The following is a 21,840-nucleotide window of genomic DNA, read 5'->3' as shown; positions in this document are numbered from 1 at the left end:
GGAGTCGGGGACTACTTGCAGTTCAGGGGGCCGACGGTCGACGTCACGTTGTAGTTGGCGTCGATGTTCACGAGCGTGTTGCCGGACCAGTTGATCTCGGCGCAGTCGGCCTCGACCGGTCCGTAGATCCAGGACTTGTCGACCAGGCGGTTGTTCTGCACGACCTGCGTGCCGGAGGCGTTCTTCAGCTGGATGCTGTAGGTGCCGCCCATGACCAGGTTGTTGGTGACCGAGACGTCCCTGGTCCCGCTGTCGACGATGAAGATCGGCGCGGTGACGGACGTGGCCGAGCGCTGGTCGATCGTCGTGTGGTTGAGCACCAGGCCGGTGCCCATCATGTACGTCTGGATGCCGTCGGAGTGGTCTCCGGGGTTCGAGCAGAGCTTGACGTACGACTCGTCGATCTTGATGTTGTTGCCGGACGCGCGGAAGCCGTCGCCGTGGCCGCGGACGTGCACGCGGGTCGCGGTGAACTCGGACTCGCCCACACCGGGCGCCGTCAGGCAGCCGCTGGCCGGGCCGACCGTCGAGTCGGAGATGGTGAACGAGTAGTGGTTCGGGCCGTACTCGTTGATCACGCTGCCGTCGATCTGGCTGTTGCGCACGATCACGTTGTTCGCGGTGATGAGCAGGTCACCGGTGATGTGCTTGCCCTCGATGACGGCGCCTGCCTGCGTGACGCGGTACGCGCCACCGGAGTTCAGCGCCACCTGCGTGAGCGCGGTGCCCGCGGGGACACCGGTGCAGGCGGGCGTCGGGTACGCCGCGCACTTGCCGCCACTGGTCGGCGGCTGGGCCACCGGCTTCGCGGTGGTCGTGGTCGTGGCCGGTCTGCTGCTCGAGGACGTTGCGCTCGAGGAGCTGGGAGCCGTCGTGGTCGTCGTCGCGGCCGACGAGGAAACCGACGAGCTCTCTGTTGGTTGAACAGGTGCGGCACTACCCTTGTCGCACGCTGCCAGGGACACTGCCGCGACTCCTGCAAGGGCCGCGGACAGGAGGACCCGTCGCATCAGCTGTTACTCCATCGTTTTCAGATAGATGTCATTTCGACACCCCCCGGCGGACCCGCGGAACGATAACGATGGGATTTCAAGAACACAACCACCCTCAGCGGCCGAGCCGCGCGCACAACTCGGCCCAGCTGCCGGCGGACTGATCTCTGGAGCTGATCGCTCCAACCGGTAGTGGCCATTGAATGCCCAGGTCAGGGTCGTCATAGCGGACCGCCAGGTCCTCGGCGGGATCATGTTCCCGATCTATGCGGTAACACACGTCGGCAACTTTCGTGAGGGCCTGGAATCCGTGCAGGAAGCCTGGTGGGACGTACAGGGTCACGAAAGTTTCGTCGTCCAGAACAACGCTCAGATTGTCACCGAAAGTAGGCGACTCCGCACGCGCGTCGACAATCACGTCCCGTACGGCGCCGTGTGCGCAGCGCACCAATTTAGCCTCGCCCCGGCCGCCCCGGCCGTGCATTCCGCGGATGGTGCCCTGCCATGATCGTGATTGGCTGTCTTGAATGAAAGACGCGATCAAGCCATAGTCGGCCGCTATAGCCGCATCAAATGTCCGGGTGAACAGACCCCGGCTGTCGCGGTGCGGTTCCGGCACGAACAGCAGGACGCCGTCCAGCTTCGTCGTCTCGACCCTCATCTGCTGCTTCCGTCCCGTCCCCAGCCCGAGCGGCCGTTCAGCGCCCGCACCCGCGTGAGCGCGACGACCGTCAAATAAACCAACGCGTCAATCGGTGACACCGTGCGATCAAGGACCAGCCCGCGCAGCGAGCCGAGCCGCAGCCCGCCTTCCGGGGCGGGGCGGCCGAGATTTGACAGTTCACGGTTTCCCCGGCGGACCCGCGCGCGACGCCGCAGTTCGGCGCGCAACGTCCGGGCCGGCCGCACGACCGACGTCGCCTCGCGCACCACGACCCGTTCCTCGGCGGTGAACGCCCGGTGCACCCACCCGTCGTCGGAGATGACGTCGGGCAGCGGGAACACCCGCGCGTGTCCTTCGGCGGTCAGCGCGTAGACACCGACCCCGGCCAGCGCGCGGGTCGGCGCGAGCAACGCGTCGTGCACGCGATGCACCCGCCGCGCCGCCCAGCCGACCCCGGAAAGCTCCCACGACGGCACCGGCGCCGCCGCGAGGATCCCCGGCCGCGCCAGCGCGGCGGCCAGCGCGCGGACCGACGAAGCGGACACCTCGACGTCGGCGTCCATATATATGCGGGGGAACGTCGTGCAGGACTCGTCGCCGAGCCGGATCGCGTGCGCCTTGCCGGGCGTGGGGGTCTCGATCACGCGCACGCCCGCCTCACGCGCGATGGCGGCGGTCCCGTCGGTGCACGCGTTGGCGATCACGACGACGTCGAGGCCGGGATCCCGCAACGAGGCGAGGCAGCGCCCGAGCACTGCCTCCTCGTTGTGGGCGGGGACCACGACGCTCGCGATCACGGCGTGATCTCGTAGACGTGGGTGATGCCGAACGGGCCCTCGCCGCGGCTGCGCCACGACTGCCGGTACGTGCCGACGAGCCGGAACCGGCCGGTCGACTCCAGGAACGGCGCCTCGGCGGGGTTGTAGTAGATGACGCGCACCAGCCGCGGCGCGGCGTCGACCGACTCGAGCAGCCGCTTGATCACCGACTCGAACACGCTGCCGCGGAACGGGTTGTTGAAGAACACGACGGAGACGTCGTCGGGGATGTCGTAGTCGAGCACGTCCGAGCAGACCAGCTCCACGTCACCACACCGCCGCCGCACGGTGGTCTTGATGAGGTTCTCGCGGGAGATCTGGTGCAGCTCGGCGGAGAGCTCCACGCCGATGACCCGTTTGAACGGCAGCCGCGTCGCCTCCAGCACCATGCGGCCCATGCCCGCGCCGAAGTCGATGAACACGTCGTCCGGCCCGACCTCGCCGCGCTTGAGCGTCTTGCGCAGTGTCGTCCAGTTCGCCGGCACGTAGTAGACGCGTTCGTTGCCGGCGAGCCCGAACCGCTCCAGCTTGACGAGCTCGGCGGTCCGGACGCCGTAGCGGCGTTCGAACAGCAGCTGACCGACCAGCCGGCGGGCGGACCCCAGCACGCTCATGATCTGATCGCCGCCTCGTACGCCGCGATCAGCGCCTTGCGGGAGTTCTCCCACGACAGCGGCCCGCGCACGCGTTCCTGCCCGAGCCGGCCCATCCGGGTCCGCTCGGCCGGGTCGTCGAGCAGCCCGGCGATGAGCTTCGCGAACTCCGAGGTGTCGTTCGGCCGCGCGTAGAGCGCCGCCTCGCCCGCGGAGACCTTCGCCTCGACGAGGTCGAAGGAGACGATCGGTTTGGCCATCGCCATGTACTCCATGATCTTGTTCATGGTCGACACGTCGTTGAGCGGGTTCAGCGGGTCGGGCGCCAGGCAGACGTCCGCGCTCGACAGCACGGTCAGCAGTTCCTCGTCCGGGATGCGGCCGGTGAACGTGACGAGGTCGCTCAGGTCCAGCTGCCGCGACAGCTCGACCATCTCGTCGAAGGTGTCGCCGCCGCCGACGAACACCGCGTGCCAGTCGGTGCGGTCCAGTTCGTCGCGCAGCGCGGCGATCGCCCGCAGCGCGTAGTCCACGCCGTCCTGCGGGCCCATCACCCCGAGGTAGCACAGCAGGTGTTGCTTGCCGTGCTTCAACGCGGGATCCGGCGGCACCTCGCGGAACCGTTCGACGGCGGGCGCGCTGCGGACCACGAACACGTCCTCGGGCCGTTTGCCACCACGCGTCAACGCGACCTGGCGGTAGCTCTCGTTCGTCGAGATCACGATGTCCGCGGCCTGGTAGGTGGACTTCTCCAACCGGCACACGGCCCGGTAGAGCAGGTCACGGCCGCGGTTGAACCGCGACTCGTACAGCTCCGGGCACAGGTCGTGCTGGTCGAAGATGAACTTGGTCCCCTTGCGGCGCACCAGCTTCGCGACCAGGTACAGCAGGTCCGGCGGGTTGCACGCGTGGATCACGTCGACCTTGCCGACGCGCCGCGCGAGGCGGTACGTGTGCCACAACGCGAGGCCGTACTCCTTCACGTACCCCTTCGGGCCACCCGTGGCCGCGGTGAGGGGATAGCGGTGGATGTGCACACCGTCGATCTCGGCGTACGGCTCGGTGTCGCGCTTCGTCCCCTGTGGACAGATGACGTGCACCTCCCACCCGGCGTCGCGCAGCGCCTTGCTCTCCTGCCACACCCGGCGGTCGAACGGAACGGACAGGTTCTCGACGAGGATGAGTGCTCTACCAGCCAAGGCCCACGTATCCCTGCTCGTGCCGGCGCTCCGTGGCGTCGGGCATGCGGACGAGGTCGACGATCGTGCGGTCGGTTCCTTGCAACGCCTGAAGAACGGTCGGGTCCTTGGTGCCGACCACACAGACTTCGGAGTGCGAGAGCACGTCCTCGACGGAGTCGCTGAGCAGGTCACCCAGGTGCGGCAGCCGCGCCTCGATGTACTCGCGGTTCGCGCCCATGATGCGCGACAGGCACACGTTCGCGTCGTAGATCCGCAGGTCGAAACCCTTGCCGTGCAGGCGTTCCGCTAGCTCCACGAGCGGCGACTCGCGCAGGTCGTCGGTGCCCGGCTTGAACGACAGTCCGAACAGGCCGATCCGGCGCTTGCCCGTCTGCGCGATCAGCTCGAACGCCCGCTTGAGGTGTTCCTCGTTGGACGGCAGCACATGCGACAGCAGCGGCACGGACACGTCCGCGCGCCGCGCCGCGTACACCAGGCCGCGCAGGTCCTTGGGCAGGCACGAGCCGCCGAACGCGAAGCCCGGCTTGAGATAGGCGGGGGAGATGTTCAGCTTGGTGTCGGCGAGGAAGACGTCGATCACGTCGTGCGAGTCCAGGCCGAGCGCGTGGCAGATCGAGCCGAGCTCGTTGGCGAACGCGATCTTCAGGCCGTGGAAGGAGTTGTCCGCGTACTTGGTCATCTCGGCGACCGGGATGCCGACCCGGAACACCTCGCCGGGCAGACCCTCGTAGAGCTCGGCCACCACGTCGCCGGACGCCGGGTCGTACTCGCCGATCACGGTCTTGGGCGGGTCGAAGAAGTCCCGGACACTGGTGCCCTCGCGCAGGAACTCCGGGTTCACCGCGACGCCGAAGTCGATGCCCGCGGTGCGGCCGGATGACTTCTCCAGGATCGGCACCAGCAGGTCCAGGCACGTGCCGGGCAGCATGGTCGAGCGGAACACGACGGTGTGTCTTCGTGGATGTTGCGCGAGCGCCTCGCCGATCTGCTCGGCGACCCGCTCCAGGAACGCCGTCGACAGGCTGCCGTTCGGCGCGGACGGCGTGCCCACGCACACCAGGGACACGTCGCTGTCCAGGATCGCGTCCGTGACGTCCGTGGTGGCGCGCAACGCCCCCGACCGCACGACCTCCTCGGTCAGCTCGCCGATGCGCTCCTCGACGACGGGCGCTCGGCCGCTCCGGACGAGTTCGACCTTCAGCGGGTTGACGTCGACGCCGACGACCTGATGTCCCCGCGCCGCCAGGCAGGCGGCCGACACGCAGCCGACGTAGCCGAGCCCGAACACGCTGATCTTCATCGAACCTCCAGGAGGGTCACTCGTTCGTCGGCCGGCGTGCGGCATTCGTTACCGGAACTTTCGGACAATCCCGCGCAGCGCCGGCGCCAGCGGGGACGACTTGACCTTGGCGAGCGCGGACTCCCGCGTCCGGCGCAACCGCAGGAGCGCCGAACTGCGAGTCACCATTCCTTGACACACGGTGGTTTCACCCGTCTTGGCGCGCCGCTTGTACTCGTCGTCGCCGCGGCCGAGGTCGATGCGCGTGAACCCCATGTCGCCCGACGCCAGCACCAGCTCGCGCAGCAGCATCCAGCCCGGCGCATAGCTGGAGAACTCCGGGTCGTACACGGGAAACCACCAGTGCAGCACCTTCCCCGAGCGCAGCCCGAAATGTGCCGCGACCAACCGGTCGCCGGCGTGCAAAGTGGACAGCACTCCGCCGAACGACCCCTTGCGCGTGTGCAGCAACCGGGTGAGCAGCTCGCGCCGTCCGGGCGCGGCGAAGTAGTCCACGGCACCGGTCACCGCGTACTGCGCCCGCTTCAGCCCGATGACGCGCGCGAGGTCGTCCCCGGACAGCGACTCCGCGACGAACCGGATGGGTCCGATCTCCCGTTCCGCCTTGGCCGTGCGGCGGCGGGCCTGGCCCATGTTCTCCTTGCCGCTCTTGGACGCGCGGCCGAGGTAGCCCTCCAGGCCGCCGGTGACGTCGAGGAACGGCGAGGCGCGCCGGGACGTGACGAACGGCGCGAACTCCGGCAGATCGAGCAGATGGTCGAACTCGAAGCTCCGGATGCCACCGGTGAGCAGATCCGTTGGGAGGAAAGGACTTCCGATCGGGGCCTGGAAGTCGGCGCCGGGCCAGCCGACCGGGCGCAGCACGCGGCCCGTGCGGTGGACGGGGAAGAAGGCGGTGCCGTTGGTGACGACCTCGACGGGTGTCCCGGAGTCGTGCACGGCGGCGGCGAAGGCCGGGTGGAAGTACGGGCTGTCGAGTGCGGAGTCGTTGTCCCGCAACGAGTGCCACGTGTCGAGCTGTTCGGAGGTGAGTTCGTTGAAGGGAATTCTCATGCGAAGAGCTCCGCTCTTCGTCTGGAGCTCGTGAGCGCCCGGACGGAGGCCTTCGACGTGGCGCGCCCGGTGAGCGCCCGCACGGCCTCGCCGAGCGTCACGGCCGCGTAGTAGGCGGCGCCGGCGATCGCGCCCCGGCGCATGCGGAACAGCCGGACCTTGTTGACGATCAGCATGGCCGCGAGCCTCGGGTTCACTCCCGAGTCGCCCCCGATGTGCTCGAACTCCGACCGCGGCTCGTACCACAGCGACCACCCGTGATCGGCCGCGCGCAGCGTGTACTCGGTCTCCTCGCTGTACAGGAAGAACGACTCGTCCCACTGCCCGACCTCACGGATCAGGTCGGTGGAGATGAGCATCGCGGCGCCGGTCGCCCACGCGAACGCGCCGGGAACCTCGTACTCGCGCGGGTTCGTGACCAGCTCGCCCAGTTTCCCGACGCGCCCGGCGACGTCGCCGCCGATGACGGCCTCGATGGCCGCGCGCCACACCGTGGGCATGCGCCGCAGCGACGGCTGCAACGAGCCGTCGTCGTTCAGCAGCAACGGGACGGTGATGCCCCGGCGGTCCTCCAGCGCGTTCGCCAGCAGCAGCAACGATCCCGGCCGCAGCCGGCAGTCGGGGTTGAGCACCAGCACGGCGTCGAGCTCGGCGAGGTCCAGGGTGGCGATGCCCGCGTTGATGGCGGCCGCGTAGCCGGCGTTGCGTCCCAGTTGGACCGTGCGCACCGGCAATGCTTCGGCCGACAGCGCGATCTCCAGCGTCTCGTCGGCGGAGTCGTTGTCGGCCACCACGACGGACCGCAGGTGCGTGCCCTTGGCGCCGTCCGCAAGGGACAGCAGGCAGCCGCCCAGCACGGCCGCGCTGTTGTAGGTGACGATCACGACGGCGGTCCGCGGGGTACCGGGCATCATGTCTGCGACATCGTGCGCAGCCGTGAAGTCGTTACCCGCGAAGGCGTTTCACCACTCGCGCGGCGAGCCTCCGAGCACGCAACTTGGGCGAATCGGACCCGTCGAGCACCTGGTGGATCCAGTCCGGCCCGAGGTCGTGGTGGAGGCTGTTGCGGGCCTGCAGCCACGAGTCCGGGTTCGCGCGGCCGCCGTCGCTGGTGTAGACGCGCGTGACCTCCGCCTTGCGCAACCTGCTGAGCACGTGCCGGTCGTAGGAGCCGAACGGGATCGCGACCGTGGTGATCGGCTGACCGCTCACGTCCTCCAGCACGCGGGGCGAGTCGCCCATCTCCTCGGCGGCCTGCCGTTCGTCGATCCGCCGCCAGTCGCGATGCGCCCAGCCGTGCGACCCGATCCGCATGCCCGCGGCGACGAGCTCCTTGACGTCCTGGCGCGTGAGGCGGCCCGGTTCACCGAGTTTCCCGGCCAGCACGAAGAACTCGGCGGACAGTCCCCGTTCCAGCAGGCGCGGCAACCCGATCTCGATGTCGGAGGCGTTGCCGTCGTCGAACGTGATCCGCACGTCCGGACGGCCGACAACGGCGTCGAGCACCTGCTCGAACTGTTCGACGGTCACCCAGGTGCGGTCCTCTCCGGGTTCGAGCGCGCGCGACGTCGGCCCTACGCCGTGGACGGTGAGGTTGACGACTCTGGGTGCCATGCCCTCGGTATCGGTTCCCGAATGCTTGGGGTTACAGGGTGTTCGCGTAGTAGTACAGGGTGCGCCGCAGCCCTTCCTCCAGGTCGACCTGCGGTTTCCAGCCGATCGTGTCCGCGGTGGGCCCGATGCGCATGACCTGCGCGCTGTCCAGCGGCCGCGCCGCGACCGCGCCGAACTGCGGCGTGATGTCGCTGCCCGCCACCCGGATCAGCAGCTCGACGGTGTCGCGGATGGAGACCTGCTCGCCGGAACCGACGTCGAGCACCGCGCCCGCCGCGCGGTCGGAGCACATCGCGGCGACGAACGCCTCGACGACGTCCTCGACGTAGATCCAGTCGATCAGCCGCGTGCCGTTCGTCAGCCGCGGTTCCTCCTTGCGGAGCAACGACAACGTGACGTACGGCAGCAGTTTCCCCGTGTCCTTCTGGCCCGGCCCGTAGACCATCGCGAGCCGCAGGACGGTGACCGGGACCTGGTAGAGCGCGTGGAACATGCGCGCGTAGTTCGTGGCCGCCGACTTCGCCGCCGCGTAGGGCGATGACGGGACCTCGCCGTGCTGTGGCTCCTCCACGCTGCCCGCGAGGATCACGCGCGTCCCGCGGTCGGCGCACACGGTCAGCAGGTTGATGACGCTGAGCAGGTTGGCGTCGAGGACCGGGCGCACCTGGTGCACGTCGCGTACCCCGGTCACCTCGCTGGCGAGGTGCAGCACCGCCTCGGGCTGGACCCGCTCGACCAGCTCGCGCACCGCGACGGCGTCGGTGAGGTCGGCGGCGTGCCACCGCTCCCCGTGCTCCGGCACCTGGTCATGCCTGCTGACGGCGTGCACCTCGACGTCCTTCAACCGCCGGATGAGGTGCGCGCCGATGAAACCGCTTCCGCCCGTCACGAGCACTCGCATGCCCCGTTAGTCGACGAACACCCCCCACCCGTTAGTCAATCCCGTCGAACATGTCGGTTTCCCGCTCGGCGGTCGGGGGTGCCGTGAAGGGCACCCTCAGGGCGTCTGGTGCCGTGAGGGTGCCCTTCACGGCACTGGTCGGGTGGGTGAGGATGTAGTCCTCGATGCCGAAGGCCTCGGCGAACTCGGCGGGTGGGAGTTTGCCGGCCAGCGAGGACGCGATCTGGCTCGCGTGGGCGTGCAGCGCGGCCCGCTTGCGGTCCACGACGTGCCGGGCGTCGATCGTCGTCGTGATGCGGCGGTCCACCTCGTCGAGGCCGGCGGGCACCTCGCGGTGGATCCCGACCGAGGCGGCGATCCGGACGATGCGTTCCCAGTACGCCCGGCCGTGCGCCTTCAGGTACAGCTTCGGCACCGGCGCCCGCTCGCAGGCGGCCTGGGCGACCCGCGCGGCGTGCAGGTGGTCGCGGTGCTGCGCGGGGTTCTCGTAGTCGTAGGTGACGACGACCTGCGGTTCGTAGTGCTCGATCAGCGCGGCGACGCGGTCGGCGGCCTCGGCGACCGGCACGTCGACGAACGCGCCGACCGGCTTCTCCCAGGCCGCGATGCCCGAGTCGTGGTAGCCCAGCAGTTCCACGTCAGTGACCCCGAGGTGCCGGCACGCCGCCTGCAGCTCACCGAGCCGGTGCCGCGCGACGGCCGCGGGGGAGTGACCGGGCGTGAACGGCTTCGCGCCATCCGGTGCGTCGCCGAGCTCGCCGTTCGTGCAGGTCACGAGCACGACGCGCACTCCGAGCGAGGCGTAGTGGGCGAGGATTCCGCCGGTCGACGTGGACTCGTCGTCGGGATGGGCGTGCACGGCCAGCAGCGTTCGGGTCATGGTGTCCAGTACAGTGGATGGTTGATGGACGGGCTTCTGGGGGTGGCCGATGGACACGTGGCTCGCCACGACCATCCGGGGTTTTCTCGACGAGAAGTACGGCGGGAAGGTGCCCGGCGTCCGCCGCGTCTCGGCGGACATCAAGGCCGCGTGCGACGGTGAGACGATCTCGCACGGGCACATCCACAACATCCTGTCCGGCGAAGCGGACAACCTGACCGACCGCACCAGGGCGTTGCTCGCGAGATTCTTCGACAAGCCGCTCACGGCGTTCCTGCCACCGGAACAGACCGACGACACCGTTCAGGCGCTGGCCGCGCGGTTCGCCACGCTCGACGAGAAGCAGGTCGCGGCGATCAAGCAGGCCATCGAGATCGTCACGCGCGGTCACTGAAGATCGCTATCCTGGGGGCTTGGATGTCTCGACGCTGCCCGAACACGGGTGGACTGGAGCGTGCGATGGGCTGGCGCCGCACCCACGACGAGCTCGACGAGCTGGTCGCGATGCTGCCGCCGCTGCCGGAGCCGTGGGATGTGGCCGAGCTGTGCCGTAGGCTCGCCGACCAGCGCAAACGGCCGCTCCTGCTGCACCCGATCGACCTGCCCGCGCTGCCGTTCGGGCTCTGGTACGACGACGGGGAGCGCGATCACGTGCTGTACAGATCGGGCGTCACCGGCTACCACCGCGACCACGTCGTGCTGCACGAGATCTGCCACCTGCTCGCCCGGCACAACACCACGCGGGCGTTCACGTTCGAGGACCTCGTGGAGAACGCCGCGCGCAACCGGTTCGACACCCGGCAGGAGGAACTGGCCGAGATGTTCGCCTCGCGTGTGCTGAAGAGCGCCCGCCGGCCCGCGCCGGTCGGTGAGGTCGAGCAACGCGCGCGGGAAGTGTTCGGCACGGTCTGATGTTCGAGGAGATCTCCCGCACCGTCGTGCTCGCGGTCGTGTGGACGGTGCTCGTGCTGCGCACCCCGGCGATGCTGCGCGACCGGCGCCAGCGGCGGCTGTGGCTGGTGCTCGCCGTGTTCGCGCTCGGCTCGATCACCATCCAGTCGTGGTTCGGCCGGTTCGTCAACGAGGTCACCGGCGTCGCGCAGTTCAACAACCTGGTGCAGGGCCTGTCCGGGATCCTGAACGCGGCCGTGGTGCTGGAGTTCGTCGCCTACCTCGTCGGCGTCACCCACCGCCGGTGGCCGTACGCGCTCGCCGCCGCTCTCGGCATGACCGTGGCGTTCTTCCTGACGCCGGGCCCGCTGCGGTTCAAGCCGGGTCACCCGTGGTTCACCGTGTACGCGCTGATCGCCCTGGTGTACATGGTCGGTGCGGCCGGGTACGCGTCGTTCCTGCTGTTCCGCGAGCTGCCGCTGATCCGCGGCCGGACCCTGTGGGCAGGCCTGCTGATGGTGGCCGTCGGCCACTCGACCCAGGTGCCGTTCATGCTGATCCGCACGTGGCAGCGGCTGCTGCCCGGCATCCCGCCGTGGCTGCCGGACCTCGCGTTCGTGCTGGGCGTCGTCCGGTTCATCCTGGTGCCGCTGGGCTGCTGCATCGCGGCGCTCGAACCCGTCCGGCAGGCGGCGCTGTTCTACTACCGGCGCGTCCGGCTCTACGGCCTGTGGCGGCGGCTGCGCGACGCGACGGAAGAGCTGGCGCTGGAACCGCCGCCGGCGCGCTGGCGGGACCTGCTGACGTTCGGCAACTCGTGGGAACGCCTGCACCGCCGGGTCGTCGAGATCCGTGACAGCGCGTTCTACCTGCACGACACGTGGGCGTGGCCCCAGCTGCTGCACGAGGCGCGGACCGCCGAGCATCCCGTCGCGCACTGGCTCGAGGTCACCCGGCGCGCGGCGCTGGACGGGGCGCCGCAGCGGCACAGCGGGGTCGGGCACGACCTGTTGCCGGAGCTCAAGGCCGATCAGTCCACGATGCACGCCGAGATGCGGTACCTGCTGGCGCTGGACCGGGCGATGCGCGTCCACTGACCGTCCACTTTTCGGTCACGCGGGAGCCCCGCGATGCATGTCATGCATCGCGGGGCTCCCGCGTGACGTCCGCGTGCGTCTACTGGCTGTCCACTGGGGTTGACGGTCGGTGCTAACGTTGTCCGCATGCGAACGTCTACTGGAGTGGACACCCGGTTCGAGTGGCAGGGCGCGCCGAGCTGACCGTCGCCCGCGTCTGGCTAACCTACGGCGCGTGAACGATCTTCCGAGCGGGCTGACCCCGTTGGAACTCGCCAGACATGTCCAGACCCGAATCGAGAGCGCGACCGGCTACACGCGAAGTCGCAAGCACGGCTTCCGCTGGAAGTCCGTGGCGGTCCGCGTCACGACGCTGGGGATGACCGCCGCGTCCACGATCATCCTCGGGCTGCAGAACCTGAACCCGTGGACCGGAACCGCCTTCTCTCTGGTCGCGGTCGCGACGGTGCTCGGCGCCCTGGAACCGTTCTTCGCGTGGCGCTCGCTGTGGGTGCTGATGGAGGAGGCGACGTCCCGCTTCCACCTGCTGCACGATGAGCTCACGTACTACATCGCGTCGGTTCCGGCGGAGGAACTCGACGCCGCGAGGATCCGGGCGGCCTTCGACGAGTACCAGGAGATCTGGACCAACCTGAGCACCCGGTGGATGCGGTTCCGCGAGCTCACCGACCGCTGAAGGAAGCCTTGCCCGGCCCGTCGGTCAGGAACGACTGGACGGCACCGCGCAGGTCCTCGGTGTCGAACAGGGCCCCCGCGATCGACGTGACGTGTGCGTCGGCCTCGGCGACGCCGCCGTGTTCGAAGTGCCGCAGCACCTGCTTGGTCGCGGCGTGCGCGCGCGTAGGTCCCGAGGCGAGGCTCTGGGCGTACGAGCGGGCGGCGTCGTCGAATCCCTCGTCGGGCAGCACGCGGTTCACCACGTTCCACCGCTCCAAAGTCGCAGCGGAGTACCGGTCGCCGGTCATCACGAACTCCGCCGCGCGCCCGACGCCCGCCCGCGCGGCGAGGCGCTGGGTGCCGCCCATCGTCGGCGTCAGGCCGATGACCTTCTCGACGAGACCGAACGAGGCCGACTCGGCGGCCAGGATGATGTCGCACGCCACTGCGACCTCGAACGCCCACGTCAGGCACAGGGCGTGCGCGGCGAACACGGTCGGGATCTCCAGCGCCGCGATGCGCTTGGGCAGCACCAGCATCCGGTCGAACAGGTCGCGGGCCGCGATCGCGGACTCCTGGGCCGCGAACACGGACACGTCGACGCCGCCGCTGACCACACGTCCGGAAGCGCGGATCAGCAACGCCCGCGCGTCGCCGAGGGAGTCCAGCGCGGTGTGGAAAGCGGCATCCAGCTCGGGCGTGTACAGGTTGAGCGGCGGTGCCGAGATGGTGATCACGGCGAGCCCGCCGAAGTTTGGATCTGGAGCGACCTCGATCATGCTCACAGCCAATCACGTCGTTTGAACATCGCATACAGATAGACCGAAAGCAGAATGATCGCGACGGTCGATCCCCAGAAACCCCAGGGCTGGCCGAACCCCGGATACGGCACGTTCATGCCGTAGTAGCCGCTGATCGCGGTGGGCACGGCGATGATCGCCGCCCAGCTCGTCACCTTCTTCATGATCAGGTTCAGCCGGTTGGACTGCACGTTCAGCTCGGACTCGCGCAGCGACGAGACCAGCTCGCGCATGGACTCCGTCAGCTCGAACGTGAACAGCGCGTGGTCCTTGACGTCCTGGTAGTACGGCATCATCTGCTCGTCGACGACCTGGTGGTCGCGGTGCATCAGCGACCCGAGCACCTCGCGCATCGGCAACGCGACCCGGCGCAGCAGCGTGAGGTTGCGCCGCAGCCGCAGCGCCCGCCGGCCGAGGTGCGGCCGTTCCTCGAACACCAGGTCTTCCAGCTCCTCGAGGTCGTCGTCGAGCTGCTGCGCGGCCGCGTAGTGGGTGTCGACGACGTTGTCGAGCAGGCCGTGCAACAGGAATCCCACGCCGCTGCGCGCGAGTGACGCGCCCCGATCCCAGTTCCGCAACACTCCGGTGAACTCGAAATCGGGGTTCCCCCGAACGGTGATCATCGCCCGATCGGTGAGGAACACGTCGATCTCGGTCTTGGCGATGCCGGACTCGTCGTAGCGCACCGCGTATACGGTCAGGAACAGGTGTGACGGATAGCGGTCGAGCTTGGGCCGCTGGTGATCGCCGAACGCGTCCTCGACGGCGAGTTCGTGCAGGCCCAGCTCTGCGCTGATCAGTTCGATCTCGTCGTCGGAGGGCTGGCAGAGGTCGTACCAGACGACGTTTTCCGGCGCCCGCGACAACGATGCGACGCGTTCCAGCGGGAAGTCCTCTTCGACGAGTTCGCCGTTGCGGTAAAGCCGAGACCGGGCCATGACCGACAAAGATACGTAGAACTACGCACCCCGCCGTTCGCTACCCTCGAACCGGTGAAGGTGGATCAGCCCCAGCACATCGGCCAGTACCTGCTCGTCAGCAGGCTGGGTCGGGGCGCCATGGGCACGGTCTACCTCGGCCAGACCCCGGACGGCAGGCACGTGGCCGTCAAGGTCGCCCGCGCCGAGCTGGCCGACGACCCCCGGTTCCGCGAACGGTTCCGCCGTGAGGTGGAGATGGCGCGGGCCGTCGGCGGTGTCGCGACCGCGGCCGTCGTCGACTTCGACACCCGCGCCCCGCGCCCGTGGATGGCCACGCAGTACGTGCCGGGCCCGAACCTGCAGGAGGCCGTCGAGTCGAACGGCCCGCTGCCGGAGGCCGACGTCCGCCGCCTTGCACTCGGACTCGCCGACGCGTTGACCGCGATCCACCGCGCCGGCCTGGTGCACCGGGACCTCAAGCCCTCCAACGTCCTGCTCGGCGCCGACGGCCCGCGCGTGATCGACTTCGGCATCTCGCGCGCACTCGAGCACTCCGCGCTGACCGAGACGGGCATGGTGTTCGGCACGCCGGGATTCCTGTCCCCGGAGCAGATCACCGGCCACGAGATCGGCCCGGCGTCGGACGTGTTCTCGCTCGGCGCGGTGCTCGTCTACGCCTGCACCGGCCGCGGCCCGTTCGGCGAGGGCGCCACCGCCTCGATGCTGTACCGCGCGGTGCACGGTTCGCCGGACCTCGACGGCGTGCCGGCGTCCCTGCGCCCGCTCGTGTCCCGCTGCCTGCAGCGCGACCCGGCGCGCCGACCGGAGCCCGCCGAGCTCACCAAGCTGCTCAAGCCCGCCACCAAGGTGCTGGTGAAGCCGGCGGACACCCCGCCGGGCGCGCGGTTCACGACGTCGCGCCTCGTGCCGGTGTTCTGGGGTGGCGTGAACCTGTTCGCGGCCCTGCTCGCCGCCGCGATCGCCGACCCGGCCGCTCGTGCGAACGGCGCCACGCAGCTGCTCGCGATCGCCGCGTTCGTCGTGCTGATGATCCGCGCCGCGCGGTTTTTCAGCATCGCGGTGCGGCGCAAGGTGTCGTTAGAGGTCAGCCGCGAGGGTGTCGCGATCACCCGTGCGGGAGCGTTCAAGCAGTACTGGTGGTACGAGCTCGCGCGCGTACGGGTGGTGCCGCACCGGCGCCGCCCGTGGCTCGTGGTGTGGCTGAAGGAACCGGTGCAGCGCCGGTTCTTCCGCGCGCACCACGGCGGCGTGCGCGTGTATCCCGTGGCGCACGAACGGTCCAGGCGCAGGCGGGAGCGTGACGTGGCGGAGCTGCGGGCCGCGCTGGCCTGGTATTTGCCTCGCTCCTACGACCCCCGCTGAGTGCTATGGGGGGAGCTTTCCAAGCGCTGGGCGCTTGGAAAGCTCCCCCCATAGCAGTCGCTGCCGTTATTCGGTCGCGCGAAGGGACGGGGCTCGGGGAGGGTGGCGCGGTGACTTGGACTGTTGCCCCCGCCGACTCCTTTCGTCCCGCGCTCACCCGCGAGTACCTGACGGACATCATCGGCCGCTACTACGGGCGCCCGGCGACGATCGCCGAGGTCGAGCAGGAGATGGACGACGAGGTGCTGCCCGTGTACGTCGAGGCGTCGTGGGACGGCGAGCCCGTCGGATGTCTGGGCATGCGGATCGTCGAACCGGGCGTGGGGGAGCTGACCCGGATGTACGTCCGGGAGTCGCACCGCGGCCTGGGCGGCGGGGGCGTGCTGCTGAACGCGGTCGAGACCGCGGCGGTGGGGCTGGGGATCACGAAGATTCGCCTCGACACCCGTAATGACCTCGTGGAAGCCCGCGCGCTGTATGCGCGACACGGGTACCTGGAGGTTGACCCGTACCACGACAAGCTCTATGCGGAGCACTTCTTCGTGAAGCACCTCGCTCAGGCTTGTTACATGCCCTTGACCTGAGCGAAATCGCCGACATAGGTTCCGGATTCATTGGATGTCTCCGGGTGGCCGCCGCCCCGGACCACGAGGGGAGCCGTCCGTGGCGGTGAGAACGCTGGCCCTGGGGATCCTGCTGGCCGGGTTCGTTGTCGTGCCCGCGCAAGCCGAACCCGCTGGGCCACAAGCGATCGTGAGCGATACCGGCGGCGCGGTCACGCTGTCGGTGACGAACAACGGCAAGACGGTGCTGGAACCGTCGCCGGTCGGCATCGTCACCGAACGCGCCGACCTGTCGCAGGGCCTCACCAGGGTGGGCCGTACGCAGCGCAAGGTCGTCGAGAGGTACCGGGCGACGGTCGGCAAGCGACTGGACCGGTTCGTCAACGCCACCGAGACCACCTACCAGTACGAGAACCCGCAGGGCGCGCGGCTCGACCTCGTCGTGCGCACGTCACGGGACGGCGTCGCATACCGCTATGTGCTGCCGCAGCACACGGGCAACGTGCTGAAGGAGAGCTCGGCGTTCAAGGTGCCCGCGGACGCCACGGCGTGGCTCGCGAAGTTCAGGCGCGACTACGAGAACCCGTTCATCCAGTACCAGGCCGGGGGAGTGGAGCTCGCGGAGTTCATGCACCCCGCGCTGTTCGACGTCGGCGGGAACTACCTGTTCCTCAGCGAGTCCGATGTGGACGGACGATACTCCGGCGGGCACTTGGTGCACACCGGCAACGGGAACTTTCAGATCAAGCTGTGGGACGACAAGGTCCTGGTCGACAAGCCGCTCAGCACACCGTGGCGCGCGATGATCGTCGGCAGCCTGGCCACCGTGACCGAGAGCACGCTGATCGACGACCTGGCGCCGAAGTCCAAAGTGAGCGACACGTCGTGGATCAAGCCCGGACCGGCGGTGTGGACGTGGATCGCGGGTGGCCGGTCCACGCAGCAGAACCTCGTGCAGCAGAAGGGGTTCGTGGACTACGCGGCGGCGCGCGGCTGGCCGTACGTCGTGGTGGACGCGGGCTGGTACGACGATCCGAACTGGCGCACCACGAGCTGGATGCCCGAGCTCGTCCGGTACGCGAAGGGCCGTGGCGTCGGCATCCACACGTGGGTGCGGTTCAGCAGCGTCGACACCGTCGAGAAGCGCGCGAACTTCCTGCCGTTGCTGCACGATTGGGGCGTGCAGGGGTTGAAGATCGACTTCATGGACTCCGACGGCCAGGAGCGCTACCGCTGGTACGACGAGATCCTGCCGGAGACCGCGAAGCTGCACTTCCTGCTCAACTTCCACGGCGCGGTCATTCCGCACGGCTACCACCGGACGTGGCCGCACGTGATGACCGTCGAGGCCGTGCACGGCGCCGAGAAGTCCACCGGCGTCACCACCTCGCATCTCACGGCGTTGCCGTTCACCCGCAACGTGGTGGGCGGCATGGACTACACGCCCGGCGCGTTCCACCGCACCAACCGCAGCAACACCGACGGCGGCGAGCTGGCGCTCTCGGTGCTGTTCGAGTCCGGTGTGCAGAACCTGGCCGGGCGCCCCGACTCCTACGACGCGCGGCCGCTGGCCCGCTGGTTCCTGGAGCAGACGCCGACCGCTTGGGACGACACCAAGCTCATCTCCGGGCGCCCGACCGAGAGCGCGGTGCTCGCGCGGCGCAGCGGTGACCGGTGGTTCGTCGGCGGCGCCGTCTCCGGTGCCGCACGCACGCTCGACGTGCCGGCGCTCGGTCCGGGCAAGTGGCTCGTCGAGGTGATCAGGGACGGCGACGCCGGTCTGGTCAAGGAAACCCAGGTGACGTCGGAAAAGATCACCGTTCCGGTGGCGAAGGACGGCGGGTTCGTCGCGCTGGTGTGCCGGCCGGTCGCGGACACCTGTGCACGGCCGACGCATGGCGTCCCGCCGACGACGGTGACCACGACCCCGGAGCAGGCGTCCGTCCAACCCGGACAGTCGTTCCAGGTCGCCGGCACGTTCACCAACACCGGCCCGAAGGCGTTGTGGGACGTGGAGTTCGCGCCGAAGCTGCCTGCGGGCTGGCGCGCCGCCCAAGGCCCGGTGCGCACGCCCCGGTTGCTGCCCGGCGCTTCGATCAACGGCACCTGGACGGTCACCGTCGGCCCGGACCCGGTGGTGGGCCTGACGGACGTGCCGGTGATCGCGGAGTTCCGGCCCGAGCTGCACTGGCTCGCCCGCTACCAGTCCGAGCGGGCCGTGCGGACGCACGTGTGGAAACCGTTGCCCGCCGGGCAGTCCTACGTCCAGGGCACCGACCTGTCGATCGAGGGCAACACCCTGACGACCGGTGGCCGGCGGTTCGGCAAGGGCCTCGGGGTCGCCTCGCCGAACGAGGTGACGCTCGCACTGGGCACCTGCAAGTCCTTCCAGGCCACGGTCGGCGTGGACGACGAGGTCGACGGCCGCGTCGACCGCGCCGCGGGTCAGGGCGGCACGGTCGTCTTCACCGTCATCGGCGACGGCAGGGTGCTCTACGAGAGCCCGGTGCTGAAGTCGACGGACCAGGCACTGCCGATCACCGCGGACGTCACCGGCGTGAAGTCGTTGACGCTCAAGGTGTCCGACGGCGGTGACGGGACGAGCCTCGACCACGCCACCTGGGGTGACGCGCGGCTAACCTGCGAATAGCAGCGCGAGTCCGCCCGCGGTGTAGCCGACCATCAGCAGAAGCAGCGGCACCTGGCCCGTCAGGTGCCGCTGCTTCGGCAGCAGCGCGATGGTCCGGTCGTGCGCGGCGATCACGGCCAGAACGTGCCCGGTGAGCACCGCGACGATCTGCACGGCGGCCACGGTTCCGGGCGCCACCAGCGTCTCGTCCGGGTGATGTACGCCGAACATCCGCTGGCCCTCGACGACCAGCAGCGAGTAGTAGTGCGCCACCACGTACCCGGCCACGATCGGGATCAGCGAGTGCGCCAGCGGTCCGCCGAGCAACTGCGTGCACAGCAGGTAGCTGCCCGCCACGATCACGACCGCCAGCAGCAGCCCGGCCGTGCCGCCACCGCCGATGGCGTCGAACGCGGTCGCACCGAGCTGCACCGCGATCACCGCGACCAGTCCCGGCCGCACCGGCGTGCTCATCAGCCGCCGGAACGGGTTGCCGTGCATGGGGGACAGGCGTCCGAGCAACGTCGAGTAGACCTCGAAGCCGTCCGCGCGGGCGAACCACGTGGGCCCGTACACGACACCGCCCGCGACGTTGACGATCACATAGCCGAGGAGGAACCACGGCAGCGCATGGGGTTCCACGTGCTCGACCCACGCGAAGGCGAGCAGCGTGACCGCGGCCGGCCAGTGTCCGAGGCGTTCCGGGTAGGCCCGGTTGAACGAGAACCGCGCCGCGAGCCGCAACGGGTTCAGCACCCGCCAGACCGGGCCGAGCAGCATCGACAGCACCGCCACGCCCACCCACAGCGCCACGAACACCAGGTGCGGCCAGTGATGCGCGGGCACGAGCAGCAGTCCGATGAGGACGATCAACCGAACCGGCCACCGGTCACGGCCCTCGTCGTCGACCGTCTCCGTGAACCGCGGCCGCTTCCACAGCAGGCCGAGCCCGAGGAACGACACCAGCAGGGCGATCGCGGCGGCCTGCAGGACGAGGTCCAGCGGCAGCGGCAGGCCGTGGCGTTCGCCGACGCCGTGCGCCAGGTTCACTGTGCGGTATCCCTTCTCATCCGGGCGAACCCGCCGATCGCGAGGGCGAGGCCGCCGCCGAGCGTGGCGGCGACCAGAGCCCGGTCCAGCGTCGCGCTCCACGCGAACGGCAGCTGCGAGAACCGGAAGCTGTCGAAGTCCGGAACGCCTGCCACGACGAGCATCGCGCCGACGATCGCGGCGACGAACGCGGTCGCGGGCCTGCGCCGTACCCCGGCGACCAGGCACAGCACGGCCAGCGGCCAGCACACCAGCCCGACGCCGCTCGCGCCGAAGAACAACGGCAGGAACTCCCCGCCGGTGACCGCGAACACCGAGCCGAACGCGTGCGCCACGTTCGCGCCCGCCACCACGACCGTGCCGACCCCGAGCAGGACGAGACCACGGCTGAGCACCACGGCGGAACCGGCCACCAGCACGGTGATCAGCAGCCACAGCACGGTGTTCGGCGGCGGGAACGTCGTGGTCCTGCCGTGCACCACGGACGTACCGAGGGCGATGTCCCAGCGGTCCGCGGTGGTGCGGTCGTCGCGGAACCGGGACGTCTCACCGGGTTTCACCGTCCGGCCGCCGATCGGCAGCGCGGCCGTCCCGTCGTTGCGGATCTCCAGCTGCGTGCCGTGGTTCACCATCCGCACCCCGACACCGGGCAGCGGCGGGTCGACGGACACCACCTCGGTCAGCTGGTCGCGCGGCGTCAGCCCGCCGGCGTGCGCGTGTGCTGGTGGCGGAAAAGCCAGCAACAGCACCAGAACGAGCACGATCACCGGCGGCCCGGCACCATCACGACGGCCAGCAGCAGCCCGGCGAACGCGGCGACGAGGGGCGCGCCGGTCCACATCTCGGTGACACTCGGGAACCGGCCGGTCGCGATGATCGCCGACGCGAAGTACAGGTACCAAGTCACGAGCGGCGTGAGGAACCCGAAGAGCCGGAACTGGGTCACCCGCTCCTCGGACGGCCGCAGCTTCAGCAGCAGCACATCGGTGACCACACCGGCCACCACGAACGCGGCGGCCGTGCTCATCGTCGTGTACTCCGTGACCGCCGTGGTGAGCGACATCAGCACGACCTGCAGGAGCGTGGCCGTGCCGAACGGCAGCCGCCACCGGCGCGCGGCGTACAGCAGCGGTGCCAGCATCACCAGGTTGGTGATGAGGATCGATGCGCTCAGCTTGCCGACCACGTTCGTCGACTGGCCCTTGATGAACGTGTAGATCCGGACGATCAGCTCGGAGTTGTACGTCGCCGCACTGGCGTACGGCAGGAACAGCAGCACGAGCGACGCGCACAGCGCCAGCGACAGCAGGGCGGGGAACGTCGGCCGGTCCGTCGCGCGGTTCAGCCACGCGGTGCGCAGCGGCGTCGCCATGATCACCATCATCGCCGAGACCAGGCCGAGGTGCGTGGGGCTGAACACGATCTCGATGTCGGTCTCGATGCCGATCGTCGAGTGCCACGTGAAGTCGAGCGCGCCCATCACCGCGAACACCGGCAGGGCCACCACCGCGGGCCCGTACCCGACGGGAACGGCCTGCAGCCCCCGGCGGCCGCGCTGGTAGTTGCGGTAGATGAGCCAGCAGATCCACGCACCTGTCGCGGAGAACCCGGAGTAGAAGACCGCGTGCCACGGCGTGAAGAACGACTCCAGGTCGGTCAGGTTCGAATGCGCCCACGCGTCCAGGAAAAGCCCGGCGGCGAACCACGTTCCGAGCAGTACCGTGACGAAATCCGCGCGTGCGCCGGCGATCGCGCGCCCTTGTCGCAACATGTCGACCAGCCTGGTGATCAGCGAAGCGCGCCACCAGCGTGCTGCCACCCGGAAACCGGTGC

General features: G+C 69.4%; 24 protein-coding genes. 8 read left to right on the top strand and 16 right to left on the bottom strand.

Features of this window, described 5'->3' with window-relative positions; translation table 11 throughout:
• Nucleotides 1-11: 11 nt before the first annotated feature.
• Nucleotides 12-710, bottom strand: coding sequence for a hypothetical protein (locus tag QSK35_RS05215; RefSeq protein WP_285742831.1), 699 nt, complete (start codon nucleotides 708-710; stop codon nucleotides 12-14).
• A gap of 4 nt (nucleotides 711-714) precedes the next feature.
• Here QSK35_RS05215 and QSK35_RS05210 point away from each other — a divergent pair, with 4 nt between their 5' ends.
• Nucleotides 715-924, top strand: coding sequence for a hypothetical protein (locus QSK35_RS05210; RefSeq protein ID WP_285742830.1), 210 nt, complete (start codon nucleotides 715-717; stop codon nucleotides 922-924).
• Between the two features lie 183 nt (nucleotides 925-1,107).
• Here the strand turns inward: QSK35_RS05210 and QSK35_RS05205 are convergent, their stop codons facing one another.
• Genes QSK35_RS05205 through QSK35_RS05160 form a run of 10 tightly spaced genes read right to left on the bottom strand, consistent with a single transcriptional unit; the run spans nucleotide 1,108 to nucleotide 10,017 of the window.
• Complete coding sequence (locus tag QSK35_RS05205) at nucleotides 1,108-1,653, bottom strand: dTDP-4-dehydrorhamnose 3,5-epimerase family protein (RefSeq protein ID WP_285742829.1); 546 nt, start codon at nucleotides 1,651-1,653, stop codon at nucleotides 1,108-1,110.
• Nucleotides 1,650-2,453, bottom strand: a complete 804-nt coding sequence (locus QSK35_RS05200) for a glycosyltransferase (RefSeq protein ID WP_285742823.1) — start codon at nucleotides 2,451-2,453, stop codon at nucleotides 1,650-1,652. The genes QSK35_RS05205 and QSK35_RS05200 overlap by 4 nt, the downstream gene beginning before the upstream one ends.
• On the bottom strand, nucleotides 2,450-3,088 hold the full coding sequence (locus QSK35_RS05195) for a methyltransferase domain-containing protein (protein ID WP_285742822.1): 639 nt from the start codon (nucleotides 3,086-3,088) through the stop codon (nucleotides 2,450-2,452). The genes QSK35_RS05200 and QSK35_RS05195 overlap by 4 nt, the downstream gene beginning before the upstream one ends.
• Nucleotides 3,085-4,266 carry a glycosyltransferase family 4 protein gene (locus QSK35_RS05190; RefSeq protein WP_285742820.1) on the bottom strand — a complete coding sequence of 394 codons (1,182 nt, stop codon included), beginning with the start codon at nucleotides 4,264-4,266 and terminating at the stop codon, nucleotides 3,085-3,087. Before QSK35_RS05190 ends, QSK35_RS05195 begins: the two co-directional genes overlap by 4 nt.
• Nucleotides 4,256-5,569 carry a nucleotide sugar dehydrogenase gene (locus tag QSK35_RS05185; RefSeq protein WP_285742818.1) on the bottom strand — a complete coding sequence of 438 codons (1,314 nt, stop codon included), beginning with the start codon at nucleotides 5,567-5,569 and terminating at the stop codon, nucleotides 4,256-4,258. The genes QSK35_RS05190 and QSK35_RS05185 overlap by 11 nt, the downstream gene beginning before the upstream one ends.
• A 48-nt stretch (nucleotides 5,570-5,617) precedes the next feature.
• Entirely contained in the window at nucleotides 5,618-6,622 is a 1,005-nt protein-coding gene (locus QSK35_RS05180) for a GNAT family N-acetyltransferase (RefSeq protein WP_285742817.1), read from the bottom strand.
• On the bottom strand, nucleotides 6,619-7,536 hold the full coding sequence (locus QSK35_RS05175) for a glycosyltransferase family 2 protein (protein ID WP_285742816.1): 918 nt from the start codon (nucleotides 7,534-7,536) through the stop codon (nucleotides 6,619-6,621). Before QSK35_RS05175 ends, QSK35_RS05180 begins: the two co-directional genes overlap by 4 nt.
• A gap of 31 nt (nucleotides 7,537-7,567) precedes the next feature.
• Nucleotides 7,568-8,236 (bottom strand): polysaccharide deacetylase family protein, encoded by a 669-nt coding sequence (locus QSK35_RS05170; protein ID WP_285742815.1) that lies wholly within the window; start codon nucleotides 8,234-8,236, stop codon nucleotides 7,568-7,570.
• A 31-nt stretch (nucleotides 8,237-8,267) separates the two neighbouring features.
• The gene (locus tag QSK35_RS05165; RefSeq protein ID WP_285742814.1) at nucleotides 8,268-9,137 is read right to left on the bottom strand and encodes an NAD-dependent epimerase/dehydratase family protein; all 870 of its coding nucleotides are present in this window, start codon (nucleotides 9,135-9,137) and stop codon (nucleotides 8,268-8,270) included.
• Between the two features lie 31 nt (nucleotides 9,138-9,168).
• A complete protein-coding gene (locus tag QSK35_RS05160; RefSeq protein ID WP_285742812.1) occupies nucleotides 9,169-10,017 on the bottom strand; it encodes a PIG-L deacetylase family protein in 849 nt (282 codons plus the stop codon).
• A gap of 49 nt (nucleotides 10,018-10,066) precedes the next feature.
• Between QSK35_RS05160 and QSK35_RS05155 the strand changes: the two genes are divergently transcribed.
• The 4 genes from QSK35_RS05155 (at nucleotide 10,067) to QSK35_RS05140 (ending at nucleotide 12,681) form a co-directional block, all read left to right on the top strand.
• The gene (locus QSK35_RS05155) at nucleotides 10,067-10,411 is read left to right on the top strand and encodes a hypothetical protein (protein WP_285742811.1); all 345 of its coding nucleotides are present in this window, start codon (nucleotides 10,067-10,069) and stop codon (nucleotides 10,409-10,411) included.
• Nucleotides 10,412-10,434: 23 nt separating this feature from the next.
• On the top strand, nucleotides 10,435-10,929 hold the full coding sequence (locus QSK35_RS05150; RefSeq protein ID WP_285742809.1) for a hypothetical protein: 495 nt from the start codon (nucleotides 10,435-10,437) through the stop codon (nucleotides 10,927-10,929).
• Entirely contained in the window at nucleotides 10,929-12,005 is a 1,077-nt protein-coding gene (locus tag QSK35_RS05145) for a DUF6545 domain-containing protein (RefSeq protein WP_285742807.1), read from the top strand. The genes QSK35_RS05150 and QSK35_RS05145 overlap by 1 nt, the downstream gene beginning before the upstream one ends.
• A 214-nt stretch (nucleotides 12,006-12,219) precedes the next feature.
• The gene (locus QSK35_RS05140) at nucleotides 12,220-12,681 is read left to right on the top strand and encodes an SLATT domain-containing protein (protein WP_285742806.1); all 462 of its coding nucleotides are present in this window, start codon (nucleotides 12,220-12,222) and stop codon (nucleotides 12,679-12,681) included.
• Here QSK35_RS05140 and QSK35_RS05135 read toward each other — a convergent pair.
• Both QSK35_RS05135 and QSK35_RS05130 read right to left on the bottom strand, forming a co-directional pair.
• Nucleotides 12,668-13,441: an enoyl-CoA hydratase/isomerase family protein gene (locus tag QSK35_RS05135; protein WP_285742805.1), complete on the bottom strand. Its 774-nt coding sequence runs from the start codon at nucleotides 13,439-13,441 to the stop codon at nucleotides 12,668-12,670. The two genes, QSK35_RS05140 and QSK35_RS05135, sit on opposite strands and share 14 nt — an antisense overlap.
• A 2-nt stretch (nucleotides 13,442-13,443) precedes the next feature.
• Nucleotides 13,444-14,400: a magnesium transporter CorA family protein gene (locus QSK35_RS05130; RefSeq protein ID WP_285742804.1), complete on the bottom strand. Its 957-nt coding sequence runs from the start codon at nucleotides 14,398-14,400 to the stop codon at nucleotides 13,444-13,446.
• Nucleotides 14,401-14,454: 54 nt separating this feature from the next.
• On the opposite strand from QSK35_RS05130, the gene QSK35_RS05125 reads away from it, so the two are divergent.
• From QSK35_RS05125 to QSK35_RS05115, 3 genes are all read left to right on the top strand, one after another.
• Nucleotides 14,455-15,765, top strand: a complete 1,311-nt coding sequence (locus QSK35_RS05125; protein ID WP_285742802.1) for a serine/threonine-protein kinase — start codon at nucleotides 14,455-14,457, stop codon at nucleotides 15,763-15,765.
• A 110-nt stretch (nucleotides 15,766-15,875) separates the two neighbouring features.
• Entirely contained in the window at nucleotides 15,876-16,349 is a 474-nt protein-coding gene (locus QSK35_RS05120) for a GNAT family N-acetyltransferase (RefSeq protein ID WP_285742800.1), read from the top strand.
• Nucleotides 16,350-16,428: 79 nt separating this feature from the next.
• Nucleotides 16,429-18,978 (top strand): NPCBM/NEW2 domain-containing protein, encoded by a 2,550-nt coding sequence (locus tag QSK35_RS05115; RefSeq protein ID WP_285742799.1) that lies wholly within the window; start codon nucleotides 16,429-16,431, stop codon nucleotides 18,976-18,978.
• On the opposite strand, the gene QSK35_RS05110 is transcribed toward QSK35_RS05115, so the two are convergent.
• Genes QSK35_RS05110 through QSK35_RS05100 form a run of 3 tightly spaced genes read right to left on the bottom strand, consistent with a single transcriptional unit; the run spans nucleotide 18,964 to nucleotide 21,826 of the window.
• Nucleotides 18,964-20,007, bottom strand: a complete 1,044-nt coding sequence (locus tag QSK35_RS05110; protein ID WP_285742797.1) for a hypothetical protein — start codon at nucleotides 20,005-20,007, stop codon at nucleotides 18,964-18,966. The genes QSK35_RS05115 and QSK35_RS05110 overlap by 15 nt on opposite strands.
• Nucleotides 20,004-20,774, bottom strand: a complete 771-nt coding sequence (locus QSK35_RS05105) for a hypothetical protein (protein ID WP_285742795.1) — start codon at nucleotides 20,772-20,774, stop codon at nucleotides 20,004-20,006. Before QSK35_RS05105 ends, QSK35_RS05110 begins: the two co-directional genes overlap by 4 nt.
• The gene (locus tag QSK35_RS05100; protein WP_285742794.1) at nucleotides 20,771-21,826 is read right to left on the bottom strand and encodes a hypothetical protein; all 1,056 of its coding nucleotides are present in this window, start codon (nucleotides 21,824-21,826) and stop codon (nucleotides 20,771-20,773) included. Before QSK35_RS05100 ends, QSK35_RS05105 begins: the two co-directional genes overlap by 4 nt.
• Nucleotides 21,827-21,840 lie beyond the last annotated feature (14 nt).

It is taken from the genome of Lentzea sp. NBRC 105346 (genome assembly GCF_030269605.1).
In the GTDB taxonomy this organism is placed as follows: Bacteria; Actinomycetota; Actinomycetes; order Mycobacteriales; family Pseudonocardiaceae; genus Lentzea.
This window is presented reverse-complemented; position numbering and strand designations above follow the sequence as displayed.